At 73.0% G+C, this 12,601-nt stretch carries 14 protein-coding genes; 11 read left to right on the forward strand and 3 right to left on the reverse strand.

Features of this window, described 5'->3' with window-relative positions:
• Positions 1–286: 286 nt before the first annotated feature.
• The gene (locus tag FXF65_RS02175) at positions 287–790 is read right to left on the reverse strand and encodes an Lrp/AsnC family transcriptional regulator (RefSeq protein ID WP_148347929.1); all 504 of its coding nucleotides are present in this window, start codon (positions 788–790) and stop codon (positions 287–289) included.
• Between the two features lie 125 nt (positions 791–915).
• Between FXF65_RS02175 and pdhA the strand changes: the two genes are divergently transcribed.
• The 3 genes from pdhA to FXF65_RS02190 are packed head-to-tail and all read left to right on the forward strand — an operon-like array spanning position 916 to position 4,381.
• On the forward strand, positions 916–2,043 hold the full coding sequence (gene pdhA / locus FXF65_RS02180; protein WP_148347931.1) for a pyruvate dehydrogenase (acetyl-transferring) E1 component subunit alpha: 1,128 nt from the start codon (positions 916–918) through the stop codon (positions 2,041–2,043).
• On the forward strand, positions 2,040–3,071 hold the full coding sequence (locus tag FXF65_RS02185) for an alpha-ketoacid dehydrogenase subunit beta (RefSeq protein ID WP_148347933.1): 1,032 nt from the start codon (positions 2,040–2,042) through the stop codon (positions 3,069–3,071). Before pdhA ends, FXF65_RS02185 begins: the two co-directional genes overlap by 4 nt.
• Complete coding sequence (locus FXF65_RS02190; protein WP_246198302.1) at positions 3,068–4,381, forward strand: dihydrolipoamide acetyltransferase family protein; 1,314 nt, start codon at positions 3,068–3,070, stop codon at positions 4,379–4,381. Before FXF65_RS02185 ends, FXF65_RS02190 begins: the two co-directional genes overlap by 4 nt.
• A 13-nt stretch (positions 4,382–4,394) precedes the next feature.
• On the opposite strand, the gene FXF65_RS02195 is transcribed toward FXF65_RS02190, so the two are convergent.
• Positions 4,395–5,042 (reverse strand): TetR/AcrR family transcriptional regulator, encoded by a 648-nt coding sequence (locus FXF65_RS02195; protein ID WP_148347935.1) that lies wholly within the window; start codon positions 5,040–5,042, stop codon positions 4,395–4,397.
• Between the two features lie 120 nt (positions 5,043–5,162).
• Between FXF65_RS02195 and FXF65_RS02200 the strand changes: the two genes are divergently transcribed.
• The 8 genes from FXF65_RS02200 to FXF65_RS02235 are packed head-to-tail and all read left to right on the forward strand — an operon-like array spanning position 5,163 to position 11,065.
• A complete protein-coding gene (locus tag FXF65_RS02200; RefSeq protein ID WP_148347937.1) occupies positions 5,163–6,005 on the forward strand; it encodes an alpha/beta fold hydrolase in 843 nt (280 codons plus the stop codon).
• Positions 6,002–6,298 carry a hypothetical protein gene (locus tag FXF65_RS02205; protein ID WP_187412035.1) on the forward strand — a complete coding sequence of 99 codons (297 nt, stop codon included), beginning with the start codon at positions 6,002–6,004 and terminating at the stop codon, positions 6,296–6,298. Before FXF65_RS02200 ends, FXF65_RS02205 begins: the two co-directional genes overlap by 4 nt.
• Before the next feature lie 2 nt (positions 6,299–6,300).
• Positions 6,301–7,143, forward strand: coding sequence for a DODA-type extradiol aromatic ring-opening family dioxygenase (locus FXF65_RS02210; protein WP_148347939.1), 843 nt, complete (start codon positions 6,301–6,303; stop codon positions 7,141–7,143).
• Entirely contained in the window at positions 7,133–7,495 is a 363-nt protein-coding gene (locus FXF65_RS02215; protein ID WP_148347941.1) for a non-heme iron oxygenase ferredoxin subunit, read from the forward strand. The genes FXF65_RS02210 and FXF65_RS02215 overlap by 11 nt, the downstream gene beginning before the upstream one ends.
• Positions 7,485–8,774, forward strand: coding sequence for an aromatic ring-hydroxylating oxygenase subunit alpha (locus tag FXF65_RS02220; protein WP_148347943.1), 1,290 nt, complete (start codon positions 7,485–7,487; stop codon positions 8,772–8,774). The genes FXF65_RS02215 and FXF65_RS02220 overlap by 11 nt, the downstream gene beginning before the upstream one ends.
• Positions 8,771–9,280, forward strand: coding sequence for a 3-phenylpropionate/cinnamic acid dioxygenase subunit beta (locus FXF65_RS02225; protein ID WP_148347944.1), 510 nt, complete (start codon positions 8,771–8,773; stop codon positions 9,278–9,280). Before FXF65_RS02220 ends, FXF65_RS02225 begins: the two co-directional genes overlap by 4 nt.
• Positions 9,281–9,290: 10 nt before the next feature.
• A complete protein-coding gene (gene hcaB, locus FXF65_RS02230) occupies positions 9,291–10,100 on the forward strand; it encodes a 3-(cis-5,6-dihydroxycyclohexa-1,3-dien-1-yl)propanoate dehydrogenase (RefSeq protein WP_148347946.1) in 810 nt (269 codons plus the stop codon).
• Positions 10,097–11,065, forward strand: coding sequence for an LLM class F420-dependent oxidoreductase (locus FXF65_RS02235; RefSeq protein ID WP_148347948.1), 969 nt, complete (start codon positions 10,097–10,099; stop codon positions 11,063–11,065). The genes hcaB and FXF65_RS02235 overlap by 4 nt, the downstream gene beginning before the upstream one ends.
• Here FXF65_RS02235 and FXF65_RS02240 read toward each other — a convergent pair.
• Positions 11,062–12,597, reverse strand: coding sequence for a bis-aminopropyl spermidine synthase family protein (locus FXF65_RS02240; RefSeq protein ID WP_148347949.1), 1,536 nt, complete (start codon positions 12,595–12,597; stop codon positions 11,062–11,064). The two genes, FXF65_RS02235 and FXF65_RS02240, sit on opposite strands and share 4 nt — an antisense overlap.
• Positions 12,598–12,601: the final 4 nt, after the last annotated feature.

Raw genomic sequence — 12,601 nt, forward strand, 5'->3', positions numbered from 1 at the left:
CATGCGTACTCCATCTGATAGGAAACTTTCCTATCTGGTAGTCGAACGTTAACCCTTAGTCCGCGGCGCGGGCAAGGCTTGCGCGCCGTTCCACCTCCGAATGGCGGCCGCCATGGCATATGACCACCGCAGGCCGGAAGCCGAACCGGTCCAAAACGTCCAAGGAAATCGTCAACATCTTCTGGAGAATGGCGGAACGGTGGGCAACATCTGTTCACCCGAAACCCGTTGACACGTTAGGAAGCGCTGGTCGGAACGGTCGGACGACCGTCACCCCGGGGCCGGATCAGTGCAGCCCGCCGCCGCCCGCCGCCTCGTCGAAGATGAGCCAGGTGCGCGTCGAGCGGACGCCCTCCACCGCGTGGATCCGCGCGAGGACGACGTCCCGCAGCGTGCCGTTGTCGGGCGTACGGACCAGTACGATCACATCGACGTCGCCCCCGACGAACGCCAGATGCTGGATGTAGGGGACCTTGCGCAGCCGCTCGGTCACCTCGCGCCAGGAGTGCTGCTCGATGCTGATCAGGACGTACGCGGACGTGCCGAGCCCGGCCCGGACGGGGTCGACGCGGGCGGTGAACCCGGTGATCACGCCGTCCGCGACCATCCGCTCCACCCGCGCGTAGACGCTGGAGCGGGAGACGCTGACCCGCTCGGCGAGGCCCCGCATGGAGAGCCGCCCGTCTGCCTCCAGCTCCCGCAGGATCGCGCGGTCGACGTCGTCCAGCGGCGCGGCCGAACGTCCGACCGGAGCGAGGCCGGACGGCGGCTCGAACGACAGTTGGTCCATCCTGACCCCTTGTTTCGACCAGATGTCCGCAAATCAGTGTAGCTATTGAGACTTATGGCAATCCTGATTCATATTCCTACCACCGTCTGGTTGAGGAGGGCAGGGCTGATGAGGGAGGTACGGCGATGACGGACGTCCGGCTCGACGGCAGGGCGTCCGATGGCGGTCCCGGGGCGCTGCTCCCGTCGGCGCGGCCCGTCCGGTTCCTCACCGACGCGGGGGCGGCGGCCCGGCCGCGGCCCCGCTACCCGGCGCCCGGCCCCGACCTGCTGCGCCGCGCCTACCGCGCGATGGTCGTCGGACGCCGGTTCGACGCGCAGGCCACGGCGCTGACCAAGCAGGGCAGGCTCGCGGTGTACCCGTCCAGCCACGGGCAGGAGGCGTGCCAGGTCGGCGCGGTGCTCGCCCTCGACGACGGCGACTGGCTGTTCCCCACCTACCGCGAGTCGGTGGCGCTGGTGACGCGCGGCATCGACCCGGCCGAGGCCCTGTCCCTGCTGCGCGGGGACGCCCACTGCGGCTACGACCCGCACCGCTACCGGGTGGCGCCGCAGTGCACGCCGCTCGCGACGCAGACCGTCCACGCCGCCGGGCTCGCCTACGCCGAGCAGCGCAAGGGGACGGGGCGCGTCGCCCTCGCCTGCGTCGGCGACGGCGGGACGAGCGAGGGCGACTTCCACGAGGCCCTGAATTTCGCGGCGGTGTTCAAGGCTCCCGCCGTCTTCTTCGTGCAGAACAACGAGTACGCCATTTCCGTCCCGCTGGAGCGGCAGACCGCGGCCCCTTCGCTGGCGTACAAAGGCGTCGGGTACGGAATCCGTTCCGAAAGGGTGGACGGGAACGACCCGGTCGCCGTTCTCGCGGTGCTGGCCGCCGCCGTCGAGCACGCGCGCTCCGGCAATGGGCCGTTCCTCGTCGAGGCGCACACGTACCGGCTCGAATCGCACACGAACGCCGACGACGCGACCCGGTACCGCGCCGATTCCGAGCCGGAGGAATGGCGGCGCCGCGACCCGATCGCCCGGCTGGAGGCGTACCTGCGGCGGCGCGGCCACCTCACGGACGAGGACGTCGCGGCGGCCGCCGCCGAGGCCGAGGACCTCGCCGCCCGCACGCGCGCGGCGCTGAACGCCGACCCCCACCCCGCGCCGCTGGACCTGTTCGAGCACGTCTACGGCACGCCGACCCCGCAGTTGGACGAGCAGCGCGCCTTCCTGCGGGACGAACTCGAAGCCGAGGAGGTCCAGTCATGACGGGACCCGAGCCTGTGTCGGTCACCATGGCGCAGGCGATCAACGCGGCGCTCGGGGACGCGATCTCGGCGGACGAGCGCGTCCTCGTCTTCGGGGAGGACGTCGGCGCGCTCGGCGGCGTGTTCCGGGTGACCGACGGGCTCGCCGCGAAGTTCGGCGACGACCGGTGCTTCGACACCCCGCTCGCCGAGGCGGGCATCACCGGGTTCGCGGTCGGAATGGCGATGGGCGGGTTCCGTCCCGTCATCGAGATGCAGTTCGACGCCTTCGCCTATCCGGCGTTCGAGCAGATCGCGTCGCACGTCGCGAAGATGCGCAACCGGACGCGCGGACGGGTCGAACTGCCGATCGTCATCCGCATCCCCTACGGCGGCGGAATCGGCAGCGTCGAGCACCACTGCGACTCCAGCGAGGGCTACTACGCGCACACCCCGGGTCTGAAGGTCGTCACGCCCGCCACCGTCGACGACGCCTATTCCCTTCTGCGGGAGGCGATCGACGACCCCGACCCCGTCATCTTCATGGAGCCGAAGAAGCTGTACTGGTCGAAGAAGGACGTCGCGCTCCCCGCGCGGACGGCGCCGTTCGGGCGCTCGGAGGTGCGGCGTCCCGGCGCGGACGCGACGCTCGTCGCCTACGGCCCGTCCGTGCCGGTCGCGCTGGAGGCGGCGGAGGCCGCGGCCGCCGAGGGCTGGGACCTGGAGGTCGTCGACCTGCGGACGGTCGTCCCGTTCGACGACGGCGGCGTCGCGGCGTCCGTCCGGAAGACCGGGCGGTGCGTCGTGATCAGCGAGGCGGCCGGGTTCGCGGGCGTCGGCGCGGAGGTCGCGGCGCGCGTCCAGGAGCGCTGCTTCCACAGCCTGGCCGCGCCCGTGCTGCGCGTGACCGGCTTCGACATCCCCTATCCCCCGCCGATGCTGGAGCGCCACCACCTGCCCGGCGTCGACCGGATCCTGGACGCGCTCGACCGGCTCCAGCGCGACGACGAGCCCGACACCCGCTACCTCGACCTGGACGGTGCCGCGTGACCGCGACCCTGGCGGAGCGGGTCTTCCGGCTGCCCGACCTCGGCGAGGGCCTGACGGAGGCCGAGGTCGTCGAGTGGAAGGTCGCGGTCGGCGACGTCGTCACCGTCGACCAGGCGGTGGTCGAGGTGGAGACCGCGAAGGCCGCCGTCGAGGTGCCCGTCCCGATCGCGGGGACGGTCACCCGCCTGTACGGCGAGGCCGGGACGGTCGTCACCGTCGGCGAACCGCTCATCGCGGTCGCCGTCGAGGGTTCCGAGGACGCGGGCTCCGACGAGGGCGGCTCGGGGAACGTGCTGGTCGGCTACGGGACGGGCCCGTCCCGCCCGGCCGGACGCCGCCGCCGCGCCGCCGCCCGCCGGAACGACTCCCGCCGGAACGAGGCCCACCGAACCGACGTCCGGCCGTCCGCGGGGACCCCCGTACCGCGCGGGCGGCCGGACGCCCCCCGGGTCATCTCGCCGATGGTCCGCCGCCTGGCACGCGAACACGGCGTCGAGATCGCCGCGGTGCCGCCGTCCGGACCGGGCGGCGTCGTGCTCCGCCGCGACGTCGAAGCCGCCATCACCGCCGCCCAGCCGTCCACACCGCCTGCCGCGCCGCCACCCGTGCCGCAGGACGGCGCGGTGCGCGTCCCGCTCAAGGGGCCGCTGCGCGCGGCGGCGGAGAAGCTGTCCCGCAGCCGCCGCGAGATCCCCGACGCGAGCACCTGGGTGGACGCCGACGCCACTCGGCTGGTCGAGCTCAAGGAGTCCATCAACGAGGCGGACCCGGACGCGCGGGTCGGCCTGCTCGCCCTCCTCGCCCGGATCTGCGTCGCCGGGCTGCGCCGGTTCCCCGAGCTCAACTCCTACGTGGACGTCGAACGAGAGGAGATCGTCCGGCTTCCGCACGTGCACCTCGGGTTCGCAGCGCAGACCGAGCGCGGGCTCGTCGTGCCGGTCGTCCGGGACGCGGACCGCCTCACCCTCGCCGAACTCTCCGGGAAGCTGCGCGAGCGGACGGACGCGGCCCGCGACGGCCGCCTCACCCCCGCCGACCTCACCGGCGGGACGTTCACCCTCAACAACTACGGCGTCTTCGGCGTGGACGGCGCCGACCCGATCATCAACCATCCCGAGGCCGGGATGCTCGGCGTCGGCCGGATCGTCGAGCGGCCGTGGGCGTTCGAGGGCGAGGTCCGGCTCCGCCGGGTCGTGCAGCTCACCTGCGCGTTCGACCACCGCGTGTGCGACGGGGCGGTCGCGGGCGGCTTCCTGCGCTTCGTCGCCGACTGCGTCGAGCGCCCGGAGATCCTCGTCACGCACACATAACCGCCACGCGGCGTCACTCGGACGCGGCGGGCAGCCCGATCAGATCGCAGAAGGCGCTGGACACCTGGTCGGCGTCGAACTCGTCCGGCTTGTACCACCAGTGCATCCAGCTCATCATCCCGAGGATGCCCTCGCTGACGACGCGGGTCGGGTGCCCGGCGGGCAGCACGCCCTCGTCCTGCGCCCGCCGCACGACCTCCTCGACCCGGACGACGAAGTCGCGCTCGTGCCCGCTGACCTCGCGTCCGACGTCCTTCGGCAGCGAGCGGAACTCCTTCCAGTACACGGCGAACGTGCGCTGGTTGATCGCGAGGGAGCGGACGAACGCGTCGATGACCCGGCGGAGCTGCGTCGCCGGGTCGGCGGGGACGCCGAGCGCCTCGTCCAGGGCCGCGGTGAAGTCGCGGTCGACCTGGCGCGCGATCTCCGACATGAGGACTTCCTTGGAGCCCACGTAGTGGTAGATCGTCGGCTGGCTCATCCCGGCCCGCTCGGCGATCTCCTTGGTGGTGCCCCGCTCGTAGCCGCGGACGAAGAAGACGTCGGCGGCGACGTCGAGGATCCGGCGGCGCTTCGCCTCCCAGTCTCCGCTGCGGCTGCCGGGCCTGCGTCCTGGCCGCCGGCGGTTGTCCGCGGGCGGCGCCGTGTTCTCCTGCGTCACGGCCCGATGCTAGCCGACCGGCCGATCGGCCGATCGATCGGCTTTACAGCGCGCCGGACCGGCTGCTAGCGTCCGTCTCAATTATTCAATTGATCGATCGAACGAATAAGGAGGGACGCAGTGGACGGTCGGCTCCTCGACGAGGCCGCCCGGGTCCGGACGGTCGTCGCGGCCGGGCACGAGACCGCGTACCACGAGGCCGGCTCCCGGCGGCCCGTCGTGCTGCTGCACGGTTCGGGCCCCGGCGTGTCGGCGTGGTCGAACTGGTCGGGCGCGCTGCCCGCGCTGGCCGCGTCCGGGCACCGGGTCCTCGCCCCCGACATCGCCGGGTTCGGCGGGACGCGCGCCCACGACGGCGCGACCTACGGGATCAAGCTCTGGGTGCGGCACCTGTTCGAGTTCCTGGACGCCGTGGACGTCCCGTCCGCGCTGCTCGTCGGCAACAGCTTCGGCGGCGGGCTCGCGCTCGCGGCCACGCTGCGCGACCCGTCCCGGGTGGACGGGCTCGTCCTGCTCGGCACGCCCGCCGGGACGTTCACGATGACGGAGGGCCTGCGCGCGGGCTGGCACTACGAGCCCGACCTCGACGAGATGCGCCGCATCCTGCGCCTGTTCCCGTACGACGAGAGCCTCGTCACGGACGAGATGGTGAAGGCGCGGTACGAGGCGAGCGCCCGTCTCGGCGCGCAGGACGCCTTCCGCAAGCTGATCCCCGAGCCCGGCCCGGCGGACACGCAGATCAAGGGCGTCCCCGAGGACCGGCTCCGCACGATCGAGAAGCCCGCCCTCGTCGTCCACGGACGCGAGGACAGGGTCATCCCGGTCGACCTGGGCTGGCGTCTCGCCCGCACCATCCCGAACGCCGAACTCCACGTCTTCGGCAACTGCGGCCACTGGGTCCAACTAGAACGCCCGGACGCCTTCATATCTCTCGTAAGCGACTTCGCAAGGCGCCTGCCGTGAGCAAGGAAGGCGTTGAGAAGGCGCTTTACGACCTGAACGTCGATCGGCGGGCTCGGGAGGCGTTCACCGCAGAGCCCGACCGGTTCGCCGCGCGCTACCGGCTGACCGGGGACGAACTGGCCCTGCTGACCGAGCGAGACGTACGCGGCCTCGCCGCGCGAGGCGCGAACCCGATGCTCGTGTGGGGGTTCTGGCTGATGCTGCCGCCCGAGGGCGAGCGCGGCACCCCGGCCTACCTGGCCCGGATGCGTAGCGACACGCCCCGGATGCACGACACGAAGGGAGAGGACTGACCATGGGCACCGTCGTCGGCGGCTTCGTGCTGCCCCACGACCCGATGATGCTCACGCATCCGGACGCGCCGCCCGCCGACGTGCGCGACCGCGTCCACGCGGCGTACGCGGAGGTGGCGCGGCGGCTCGCGGCGCTCGACCCGACCACCGTCGTGATCTTCGGGACGGACCACTACATCCTGTTCGGTCCGGGCTGCCTGCCGCAGCTGCTGATCGCGACCGGCGACCTGGACGGCCCGGTCGAGCGGCTGCCCGGCCTGCGCCGCGGCCCGCTGCCGGACAACGCGCCGCTCGCCCGGCACATCGCCGCGCACGGGCACCGCAACGGCGTCGACTGGGCGGTGGCGCCGACGTTCACCGCCGACCATTCCGTCGTCCTGCCGTACCAGCTCGTCGCGGCGCCGCTGGAGCTGCCGCTGATCCCCGTCTACCTGGCGTGCGGGGTGGAGCCGCTGCTGCCGCTGCCGCGCGCCGCCCGCGCCGGGGAGGCGGTCCGGGATGCGGTCGAAGCGGCCGGGCCGGACGAGCGCGTCGCGGTGATCGGCAGCGGCGGCATCGGCCACTGGGTGGGGACGGCCGAGATGGGCCGCCTCAACACGGGCTTCGACCGGAAGGTGCTCGACCTCGTCGCGGCGGGCGACACCGAGGCGCTGGCCGCGCTGGACGACGCGGAGATCCTCGCCGAGGCGGGGAACGGCGCCCTCGAAGTCCGGACGTTCGTCGCCGCGATGTCGGCGGTCGGCCCGTGCCGGGGCGACGTGATCGGATACGAGGCCGTCCCGGAGTGGATCACGGGCCTCGGGTTCGCGGAGCTGCTCCCGCTGGAGGCCGCCGATGTCCGCTGACGTGACGAGCGCCGCTGAATTGAAGGGGTGCCGCGTCGTCCTGTGCGCGGCGGACGACGTCCCGGCGGGCCGGATGCTGCGCGTGGTCGTCCCGGAGGCGGGCCCGCTGCTCGTCGCCAACGTCGACGGAACGTTCCACGTCACGGCCGACACCTGCACCCACGCCGAGGCGTCGCTCAGCGAGGGCGACCTGGAGGGACGGACGGTGGTGTGCCCCGTCCACTGGGCGGAGTTCGACCTCGCGACGGGCGCGGCGCTGTGCTTCCCGGCGACCAGGGCGCTCGCCGTCCACCCGGCGGCCGTGGAGGACGGCCAGGTCGTCGCCTACATCAGGGGTTCCCGTGAAGGATGACCTGCTGGCGCTCCGCGACCTGGACGACGGCTGGCTCGACCGCCGCGTCTTCTGGGACCGGGACGTCTACGAACTGGAGCTGGAGCGGATCTTCGCCCGCTGCTGGCTGTTCGTCGCGCACGAGTCGCAGTTGCCGAAGCCCGGGTCGTTCCTCACCACCTGGATGGGCGAGGACCACGTGCTCGTCGTCCGGCGGCGGGACGGCTCCATCGGCGCCTACCTGAACAGTTGCCCGCACCGAGGCAACCGCGTCTGCACGGCGGAGGCGGGCACCGCGCGCGGGTTCGTCTGCAACTACCACGGCTGGTCCTTCGACCTGGACGGACGGCTCGCCGGGGTGCACGAGTCCGCCGCGTTCGGACGGGAACCCACCTTCGACCGCTCGAAACTGGGCCTCACACCCGTTGCGCAGCTCGACACGTACAAGGGTCTGGTGTTCGCGACGTTCGACCCGGACGCGCCACCGCTGCGCGACTTTCTCGGTGACTTCGCCTTCTACCTCGACGTCATGCTGGACAACGACGAGGGCGGGACGGAGTTCGCAGGAGGCTCGATCACGTCCGTCCTGGACTGCAACTGGAAGATCGCGGCGGAGAACTTCGCCGGGGACGCGCTGCACGCCGGGTGGACGCACGCGTCCGGCGCGGAGGCGATGCTCGGCCGCGGCGTCGCCGGCCTCAGCGGGGACGACACCGAGAGCTACCACGTCAACGTCAACGGCCACTGCTGGGAGTTCAACCTCGACGGCGTCGGCAACGCCGCGACGCTCGGGGACCGGCGGATCATCGACTACCTGCGCGCGAACGAGGCGCGGTTCACCGAGCGGCTCGGGCCGCTGCGGGCGAAGATGGTCGGCTCGATCAGCTCGGTGAACGTGTTCCCGAACTTCTCCTTCCTGCCCGGCCAGAACACGTTCCGGACGTGGCAGCCGAAAGGCCCGCACCGGACGGAACTGCACACGTGGGTGCTGGTGAACCGCGACGCGCCCGAGGAGGTGAAGGACGCCTGGCGGAAGGGCGCGATGATGACGTTCTCCCCGTCCGGCGTCTTCGAGATGGACGACGGCGAGAACTGGGAACTGGCGACCCGCGCGAACCAGGGCGTGGTGACGCGGCGGCAGCGGCTCTACTACGGGCTCGGCTCCGACACGGCGATCGAGCACCCGGAACTGCCCGGCAACGTGCATCGCGGGCAGGTGAACGACGCCAATCAGCGGGCGTTCTACCGGCGCTGGTCGGAACTGCTACGCGCCGGAACGTGGGACGAGGTCCCGTCATGACGTCGCTGGAAACGCATTTCGAGGTGCAGGCGTTCCTCGCGTACGAGGCGCGGCTGCTCGACGAGGAGCGCTATCCGGAATGGCTCGGCCTTTTCACCGAGGACGCGCACTACTGGGCGCCGGGCGTCGAGAACCGCGGAAGGTCGGACAAGGAGGGGACGTACGCGCCGTCCCGGATGGCCTATTTCGACGACACCCTGGACGACCTTCGCCGCCGCGTCACCCGCTTCACCGCGCCGACCGCCTGGGCCGAGGACCCGGCGACCCGCCACCTCCACGTCGTGTCGAACATCGAGGTCGAGGACGGCGAAACGGCCGGTGAGCTGCTCGTACGCTCGGTCTTCGTGAACTACCGGGGCCAGGGGGACGTCGACGCGGCGACGCTGTACGGGCGGCGCGAGGACGTCCTGCGCCGCGTCCCGGACGGCGGGCTGCGCATCGCGCGGCGGCTCGTCGTCCTGCGGCACGCCGTGCTCCCCGCCAAGAACATCAACACCTTCTTCTAAGGGAAAAGCGATGACGGAAGGACGGCTCGCCGGACGGGTCGCACTGGTGACCGGCGGCGGAAGCGGCATCGGCCGCGCGGTCGTCGACCGCTATGTCGCGGAGGAGGCGCGGGTCGGCGTCCTGGAACGCGACGCGGAACGGGCCGCCGCGCTCGTCCGCGACCACGGCGACCGGGTGGCGGTCGAGGTCGGGGACGTCCGGACGCCCGCCGCGCACACCGCGTCGGTGGCCCGCACGCTCGACGTCCACGGACGGCTCGACGTCTACGTCGGCAACGCGGGCGTCTACGACTACTCGGCCCGTTTCGAGGATCTCGACGCCGAACGCATCGCGTCCGGGTTCACGGAACTGTTCGAGACGAACGTGCTCGGCTATCTGCTCGGCGTGCGGGCCGCCCTTCCGGCATTGCGGCACAGCGGCGGGACGGTCATTCTCACGGTGTCGTCCAGCGGCCTTTACGCGGGCGGCGGCGGGGCGCTCTACGTGGCGTCCAAGCACGCGGTCGTCGGGCTGGTCCGGCAGCTCGCGCACGAGCTGGCGCCGGACGTCCGGGTGAACGGCGTCGCGCCGGGCGCGACCCGCACGGCGCTCGGCGGCCTGTCCGCCCTCGGCACGGCCGCGCGCCGCCTCGAACCGGACGGCCTGGCCCGGCACATCCCGCTCGGCTTCGTCAGCGACCCGGCCGACCACGCCGGGCTCTACACCCTCCTCGCCGACCCGCGCGACTCCCGCTTCATGACGGGCGCCGTCCTCCCGAGCGACGGCGGCCTGGAAATCCGCGGCACCCGTCCCCGTCCAGAGAAAGGCAGGACGCAATGAAGCTGTCGGTGTCGCTGGGGTTCTGGCAGGACCGGCCGCCGGGCGAGGCGCTCGGTACCGCCGTCCACGCCGACGCGCTCGGCTTTCCGGAACTGTGGATCGGCGAGATGGCGACCTACGACGCGTTCGCGCTCGCGACCGCCGTCGCCGCGCGGACGTCCGCGATCGCGCTGACGCCGGGGCCGCTGCCGGTCGCCGTCCGCGACCCGGTGATGATCGCGATGGGCACGGCGTCGCTCGCCGACCTGACCGGCCGCGCGGTCGGCGTGGCGCTCGGCAGTTCCAGCCCGCACGTCGTGGAGCGCTGGCACGGCCGCGAGCGGCGCGACCCGCCCGCCGCGCTGGCCGAGTCCGCCGCCGCGGTGCGGACGCTGCTCGCCGGGGGCCGGGCCGACCTCGACGGGAAGGTCGTCCGCGTCCACGACTACCGGTTGCGGCTGCCCGCGACCCGCGCGCCGATCACGATCGCCGCGTTCGGCCCGGCCGCGATCCGGGTCGCCGCCCGGCACGCCGACCGGATGGTGGTCAGCCTCGTCACGGCGGTGTCGGCGGGACGGCTCACCGCGCGGCTCCGGGACGAGTCCGCCGCGCTCGGCACGGCGGCCCCACCGGTCGCGGCCTGGGTGCCGGTGGCCGTGGACGGCGGCGCGCGGGCCCGTGAACAGGCCCGTGAACAGGCCCGCCGCGCGGTCGTCGGCTACCTCGGCGCGCCCGGTTACGCGGAGATGTTCGAGGAGGCCGGGTTCGGGGACGTGGTCGCGCTCGCGCGGACCCGCCCGCACCCGTCGGAGCTGCTCGCGGCCGTCCCGGACGAGCTGGTGCACGCCGTCGCGGCGATCGGCCCGGCGGACGAGGTCGCCGAACGGCTCGCCTCCTACGCGGTGGACGAGATCACCGTCCTGCCGTGCAGCACGGACGACGACCCGTGCGGCGAACGCACCCTGCGCGCCCTGGCCGCGCTTTAGGCCAGCGAGGCGCGGACGGCGTCCGGCAGTTCGCGCAGCCGGTGCAGCGGCAGTTCCAGCGGCGTCACGTCGTGCGCCCAGGGCGCGGCGTCGGCGACGAGGGCGCGGGCCTGACGCTTGGTCAGCCCCGGCCGGACGTCGATCAGCGCGTCCCGCCAGGTGTTGGCGACCTTGCCGTGCGCCCGCTCCAGCACCGCCCGCACGACGCGCCGCGCAGGGTCGTCGCCCGGCGACCTGCGGACGGCCTCCACCACGGAACCGTCCGCCGTCACCTCGAACACCGGCTCCAGCACGGCGGCGACCGCCGTCATGTCCGGCGGCTCGGCCAGCACCACCCGCACCCGCTCGGCCCGCGCCGCCAGCAGGACGCGGACGAGCGCCCGCTCCATCCCGGCGGGCAGCGCGGCGGCGACCCCGCGCGTCCGCGCCGCGTAGGGCTTGGCGAGCCAGGTGCTCAGCCGGGCGCGCGGCACGCCCGGCAGGACCGGCTTCGGCCAGTCGCCGACCAGCACGTCCGGACGGAGATCGGCCAGGTCGTCCACCGAGGGCGCGAACCGGTCCCGCGACTCGACCGACTGCGGGCCCTGCGTGTAGATGGCGGCACCGAACCGGTCGGCGCGGGCGGACGCGGCGGGCAGGCTCTTCGCCGTGGGACGCAGCACGTACAGGTCCGCGGCCGAACCGATGGCCTCCGCGCCGTGGTACCGGTTGAAGTCCGGGTAGATGGCCTCGGACACCAGGTTCAGGTCGCTCAGCGCGTTCTGCACCTTCAGCGCCAGCGCCGGGGTCCGGTCGCTCGCCCCGTACGCGAGGAGGACGCGCCCGCGCGCCTGCTCGCGCAGCCCTTGGACGGCACGCGCCACGAACAGCCCGACACCGTCCGGCGTGTAGGGCGGGTCGGTGATCGCCAGGTCCGCGTACTCGGAAGCCGACGGCGGAAGCCCCAGCCGCAGATCGGCCCAGCGCGTCGACACCCGCAACCCCAGATCGGAAGCACGGGCGTCGATATAGGCGAGGATGCGCTCGTCGACGTCCACGACCAAGGTCTCGACCTCCGGGTGGACGAGCCCGACGGCGAGCGAGGTCAGGTCGTGGTCGCCGACGCAGAGCAGGCGCGTCCCGGGCAGCCAGAACCGCGCACCGAGCAGCAGCGCCCGCCGCACCACCGTGTCGGGCGTCGCGGCGACATGGTCGAGGACGTGCCGCCCGCGCGGCGCACCGGCGATCAGCTCGGCCATCCGCTTGACCACAGCGGCGTGGTCGGGCAGCAGGTGCTCCACCGGATCGGCGGGCGTGAACGGCCGGTACCGCAGCAGATCCCCGACGTCGCCCGTCAGCCGGAACCGGTCACCGGCACGCTCCAGCTCCAGGGCGGCGAGCAGGGCCTCCACGGAACGGCGGGGCGCGGCGGTCTCCCGGACGAGGTCCGCGAGCGTCCACCAGCTCCCGTCCGCGAGGAGGGTCAGCGCGGCGTGGACCCGCCGGGGCTCCATGTCGCCCGCGGCCGGAAGCGTCCCATCCTCGTCCCCCATCCGA

The sequence above is a fragment of the Actinomadura syzygii genome (assembly GCF_008085905.1).
GTDB lineage: Bacteria > Actinomycetota > Actinomycetes > Streptosporangiales > Streptosporangiaceae > Spirillospora > Spirillospora syzygii.

Bases quoted from the DNA above. Each gene is read 5' to 3' on its own strand.
- FXF65_RS02175 (WP_148347929.1), bottom strand. From the start codon at position 790: ATGGACCAACTGTCGTTCGAGCCGCCGTCCGGCCTCGCTCCGGTCGGA.
- pdhA (WP_148347931.1), top strand. From the start codon at position 916: ATGACGGACGTCCGGCTCGACGGCAGGGCGTCCGATGGCGGTCCCGGG.
- FXF65_RS02185 (WP_148347933.1), top strand. From the start codon at position 2,040: ATGACGGGACCCGAGCCTGTGTCGGTCACCATGGCGCAGGCGATCAAC.
- FXF65_RS02210 (WP_148347939.1), top strand. From the start codon at position 6,301: ATGGGCACCGTCGTCGGCGGCTTCGTGCTGCCCCACGACCCGATGATG.
- FXF65_RS02215 (WP_148347941.1), top strand. From the start codon at position 7,133: ATGTCCGCTGACGTGACGAGCGCCGCTGAATTGAAGGGGTGCCGCGTC.
- FXF65_RS02225 (WP_148347944.1), top strand. From the start codon at position 8,771: ATGACGTCGCTGGAAACGCATTTCGAGGTGCAGGCGTTCCTCGCGTAC.
- hcaB (WP_148347946.1), top strand. From the start codon at position 9,291: ATGACGGAAGGACGGCTCGCCGGACGGGTCGCACTGGTGACCGGCGGC.
- FXF65_RS02235 (WP_148347948.1), top strand. From the start codon at position 10,097: ATGAAGCTGTCGGTGTCGCTGGGGTTCTGGCAGGACCGGCCGCCGGGC.
- FXF65_RS02240 (WP_148347949.1), bottom strand. From the start codon at position 12,597: ATGGGGGACGAGGATGGGACGCTTCCGGCCGCGGGCGACATGGAGCCC.